The organism is Vibrio genomosp. F10 str. 9ZD137 (genome assembly GCF_049974785.1).
Lineage (GTDB): Bacteria > Pseudomonadota > Gammaproteobacteria > Enterobacterales > Vibrionaceae > Vibrio.
Genome location: NZ_JBNGCJ010000696.1, coordinates 1 through 4,563 on the forward strand (window position 1 = coordinate 1; position 4,563 = coordinate 4,563).

At 43.9% G+C, this 4,563-nt stretch carries 6 protein-coding genes; all 6 read left to right on the forward strand.

The annotated features are described in order from the left end of the window. On the forward strand, window positions 1-1,327 hold a 1,327-nt coding region (gene flhF / locus ACP45E_RS16625), incomplete at its 5' end, for a flagellar biosynthesis protein FlhF (protein WP_069585282.1). A gap of 13 nt (window positions 1,328-1,340) precedes the next feature. Next, entirely contained in the window at window positions 1,341-2,228 is an 888-nt protein-coding gene (locus ACP45E_RS16630; protein WP_017038067.1) for a MinD/ParA family protein, read from the forward strand. After that, window positions 2,221-2,952, forward strand: a complete 732-nt coding sequence (locus tag ACP45E_RS16635; RefSeq protein ID WP_017036164.1) for an RNA polymerase sigma factor FliA — start codon at window positions 2,221-2,223, stop codon at window positions 2,950-2,952. The genes ACP45E_RS16630 and ACP45E_RS16635 overlap by 8 nt, the downstream gene beginning before the upstream one ends. A gap of 45 nt (window positions 2,953-2,997) precedes the next feature. After that, window positions 2,998-3,366 (forward strand): chemotaxis response regulator CheY, encoded by a 369-nt coding sequence (gene cheY / locus ACP45E_RS16640; RefSeq protein ID WP_017036163.1) that lies wholly within the window; start codon window positions 2,998-3,000, stop codon window positions 3,364-3,366. A 46-nt stretch (window positions 3,367-3,412) separates the two neighbouring features. After that, entirely contained in the window at window positions 3,413-4,138 is a 726-nt protein-coding gene (locus tag ACP45E_RS16645) for a protein phosphatase CheZ (RefSeq protein WP_017036162.1), read from the forward strand. A 9-nt stretch (window positions 4,139-4,147) separates the two neighbouring features. Beyond that, a partial coding sequence (locus ACP45E_RS16650; protein WP_198927743.1) for an Hpt domain-containing protein occupies window positions 4,148-4,563 on the forward strand: 416 nt, incomplete at its 3' end.

Sequence of the window (4,563 nt, forward strand, 5' to 3'; positions counted from 1 at the left end):
ACCGCTCTTCCGATCTACCCCTCGTGAACTTGAGCAAGACAAGGTGAGCTTGCAATCGGGCGCCGATTCTGGAAAGTCAATGACAAAACGCTTTGCCAATATGCTAAAGCAATACAGCAATGGCGAGCCAGAGCAAGAGCATCGTTCTGAAAATGAAGATTCATTAACTGCATTGTTAAAGCGTCAAAGAAGCTCACAAGCAGCCGATCGCCGTACCAAGAATACAAGCAATACAAGCAATACGAACAGTACAAACAATGCTAATCACCCCAACGGGATGCTGTCTAATCCAGAATCGCCACTCGCAAAATTGATCGCGCAAGACAGACGTTCTGACCGAAACACCCCCAAGCTTGATCCCACTCGTTATGACAGACCTCGTCGAGAAGACTCAAAGGCCGATAACGAAGAATTGGAAGGGATGCGCGAAGAAATGACGTCTATTCGACGACTTTTAGAGCACCAAGTTTCAGGGCTAATGTGGCAAGAAGTTGAGCGACGTGAACCACTACGGGCTATGCTGATTAAACGACTCGAGAGAATGGGCGTATCGCTAGAGCTTGCGGACCAATTGGCCTGTTACATTCCCGAAGATACCGCGCCACCGAAGGCTTGGAAAGCATTACTCGGTTTGGTTGCGGATCAGATTCCCGTTGCAAAAACAGACATCCTAAAACGTGGGGGCATTGTTGCGCTTCTCGGCCCGACCGGCGTTGGAAAAACAACAACGATTGCCAAATTGGCCGCTCGTGCTGCAATGGAATATGGTTCAGATAATGTCGCGTTAGTGACAACAGATACCTACCGAATTGGTGCACATGAACAGTTATCGATCTACGGTCGAATTATGGGTTGCCCAGTAAGAGTTGCTAAAGATTCCAATGAGTTAGCCGATGTAATATATCAGCTAAGAAATCGTCGTCTGATTTTGGTCGATACAGCGGGTATGGGGCAGCGAGATGTCAGGCTTTCTGAGCAGCTAGATACCCTTATGCAGGAAAGTGGCGAAGTAATACATAGCTACCTTGTATTGCCGGCTACCGCTCAGCGAAAAGTATTACAAGAAACCATAGAGCATTTTAGAAGAATACCGCTCTCTGGTTGCATCATGACTAAGCTGGATGAATCACTCAGCTTAGGTGAATTTTTAAGTGTTATCGTTCAAAACGCGTTACCAGTTGCTTACATAGCAAACGGTCAGCGAGTACCAGAAGATATCGTACTCGCTCAGCCTAAATACATGGTAGCGAAAGCGAACGAATTACTTGAAAAGTCGACAGACAATGAACCTCACTACTGGAATAGTGACTCCGGAGAGGGGCTCTAGGCGGCGCAACTATATGACAGATAAAATGATTCACGACCAAGCAAGTGGCCTACGCAGACTCACGCAACCGTCATTGACGAAAGTCATTACTGTGACGGGTGGTAAGGGGGGCGTTGGCAAATCGAACGTAACTTTGGGGCTAGCCATATGCATGGCGCGCCAAGGTAAAAAAGTGACTGTGCTCGATGCGGACTTAGGTTTAGCAAACGTCGACATTATGCTCGGAATACGGCCTAAAAAGAATTTAGGCCATGTATTAGCGGGTGAATGTGAGCTAAGAGATACGATTGTTGAAGGGCCACATGGAATTAAAATAATACCCGCGACCTCCGGCACACAAAGCATGACAGAGCTATCTCACGCACAACATGTCGGATTAATTCGTGCATTTGGTAGCTTAGAAGAAGAAATGGACATATTGTTAATAGATACCGCTGCGGGTATTTCAGATATGGTTGTCAGTTTTTCTCGTGCTGCTCAAGATGTGGTTGTCGTGGTTTGTGATGAACCAACCTCAATAACCGATGCTTATGCTCTGATTAAGCTGTTAAGTACGGAGCATCAAGTCCAACGCTTCAAGATTGTTGCAAATATGGTCAGAAGCTACCGAGAAGGGCGAGAATTATTCGCAAAGTTGACCTTGGTCACAGAGAGGTTCTTAAATGTCAGCATTGAACTCGTCGCATGTATCCCATTAGATGATAAAGTACGTCAAGCGGTTAAAAGACAAAAGATTGTTGTAGATGCGTACCCACGCTCTCCAGCCGCGTTGGCCATCAGTTCATTAGCGAATAAAGCATTGACATGGCCGATCCCGAAAACCCCTAGTGGGCATTTGGAGTTTTTCGTAGAACGTTTACTAAATCGGACCGATATATTAGGGGAATCATTGAGTGAATAAAGCGCTGACTTACGATCAATACGCGAATCAAAATAGCCAAAAATTATTTTTGGAGAAGTATTCTGTATTGGTTAAACGCATAGCGCACCACCTCATAGGACGTCTTCCTCCTAGCGTACAAGTTGATGATTTGATTCAAGCTGGGATGATTGGCCTGCTTGAAGCACAGAAAAATTATGACGGGACTAAAGGCGCAAGCTTTGAAACCTATGCAGGCATTCGAATTCGAGGATCAATGCTCGATGATATTCGACGAGGAGACTGGGTTCCGCGTTCGGTTCACAAGCACAATCGAGAGATTGGATTGGCCATATCAGCGTTAGAAAGTGAACTAAATAGAGACCCAACCGACACAGAAGTTGCAAATCACCTAGATATGTCGTTAAAACAGTACCACACTGCATTAACAGACATAAATTGTTCTCGTCTAGTTGGTATTGAAGATTTGGGTATTTCAGATGATGCCATTTCTCCAGTAGAAGAAGATAAAAATACGCCATTTAGCGGTGTTGCCGATGAGTTTTTTAGAAAAGCACTCATTGAATCAATAAAATCGTTACCAGAGCGTGAAGCCTTAGTACTTTCGCTCTATTATGATGAAGAGTTAAACTTAAAAGAAATTGGTGAAGTCATTGGTGTAAGCGAATCACGTGTTAGCCAAATACTAAGCCAATCAATGCAGCGTCTACGTACAAAGTTAAGTGCTTGGACGGAACATGAATAACAATCACTGATATCAAACTCAGTGGAGGCAATTTTGAATAAAAATATGAAGATCCTTATTGTTGATGACTTTTCAACAATGCGTCGTATCGTTAAAAACCTATTACGTGACTTGGGGTTTAATAACACTCAAGAAGCAGATGATGGTCTTACAGCGTTGCCAATGTTAAAAAAGGGCGAGTTTGAGTTTGTTGTAACAGACTGGAATATGCCTGGCATGCAAGGAATCGACTTACTCAAGAATATCCGAGCTGATGATGAACTCAAGCATTTGCCTGTGTTAATGATCACTGCGGAAGCAAAGCGAGAGCAGATTATTGAAGCCGCACAAGCTGGTGTGAATGGATATATTGTTAAACCATTTACTGCAGCTACGCTTAAAGAAAAGCTAGACAAGATTTTTGAGCGTTTATAAGCCAAAAGTTGTACACATTGATTAAGCGCAATAAGGCAAAATCAGGATGATTTCACTAGAACAGGCAAAACAACTTGTCGAGTTACTTGAAGGTGAGCAACAGCAAGAAGCTAATTTGCTGGTAAAAACTATCTATGAAGGTGGTGAGAACGCCATGCTTCAAGAGATAGGCACACTGACTCGAGATCTCCACGATTCACTTCAGCACTTCAATTTAGATGAGCGGATGAGTGAAATCGCGAAAGACGAGATTCCGGATGCTCGCGATAGACTCAAATACGTGATAGAGAAGACGGAAGTTGCGGCCAATAAAACAATGGATGCGGTCGATCGCTGTATGCCAATTGCTGATAATCTCCATGAAGGTCTAGTTCAAGTCAGGCCGCAGTGGAATGAATTAATGAGTGGTCGAATAGAGTTAGCTCATTTTAAAACGCTATGTCACCGTATCGATGGATTACTCACTGAAGTTGAAGGTGACAGCACCGAGCTGAAAGGTCAGCTAACTGAAATATTGATGGCTCAAGATTTTCAAGATCTTACTGGGCAAATCATTAGCCGAGTCATCACTTTAGTTAACGAAGTCGAAGACCGCTTAGTTGAGATTCTTACGGTATTTGGTACCAATCAAAAACAAACACAAGAATCGGATGATAACAACAATAAAGCATCGATCAGTCCAGAAGGGCCAATATTGAATCCTCATGAACGAACGGATGCAGTTTCATCTCAAGATGAAGTCGATGACTTGCTCTCAAGTCTTGGGTTTTAGGGGTAACGTATGAGCTATGATTTAGACGAAGATATTCTACAGGACTTTTTAGTTGAGGCGGGTGAAATACTCGAACTGCTCTCTGAGCAACTTGTCGAGCTAGAAAACAACCCTGACGATAAAGAATTACTCAACGCCATTTTCCGAGGCTTTCACACCGTTAAAGGTGGTGCAGGTTTTCTTGCCTTAACTGAGCTTGTTGATACATGTCATGGCGCAGAAAATGTCTTTGATATTTTGCGTAATGGACAGCGTTCAGTGACTTCTGGCCTTATGGACACCATGCTACGTGCTCTGGATACAGTCAATGAGCAGTTTAGAGCGGTTCAAGACTCGACACCTCTTCCAGCGGCAGATCAAGGGTTGCTTGATGAGCTTCACCGGTTGTGTAAACCAGAGTCTGAAGATGAAGTTGTTGAGGAAGC

What these genes read in the sequence shown, in the direction of transcription:
- ACP45E_RS16630 (WP_017038067.1), top strand. Translation starts at nt 1,341, where the DNA reads ATGACAGATAAAATGATTCACGACCAAGCAAGTGGCCTACGCAGACTC.
- cheY (WP_017036163.1), top strand. Translation starts at nt 2,998, where the DNA reads ATGAAGATCCTTATTGTTGATGACTTTTCAACAATGCGTCGTATCGTT.
- ACP45E_RS16645 (WP_017036162.1), top strand. Translation starts at nt 3,413, where the DNA reads ATGATTTCACTAGAACAGGCAAAACAACTTGTCGAGTTACTTGAAGGT.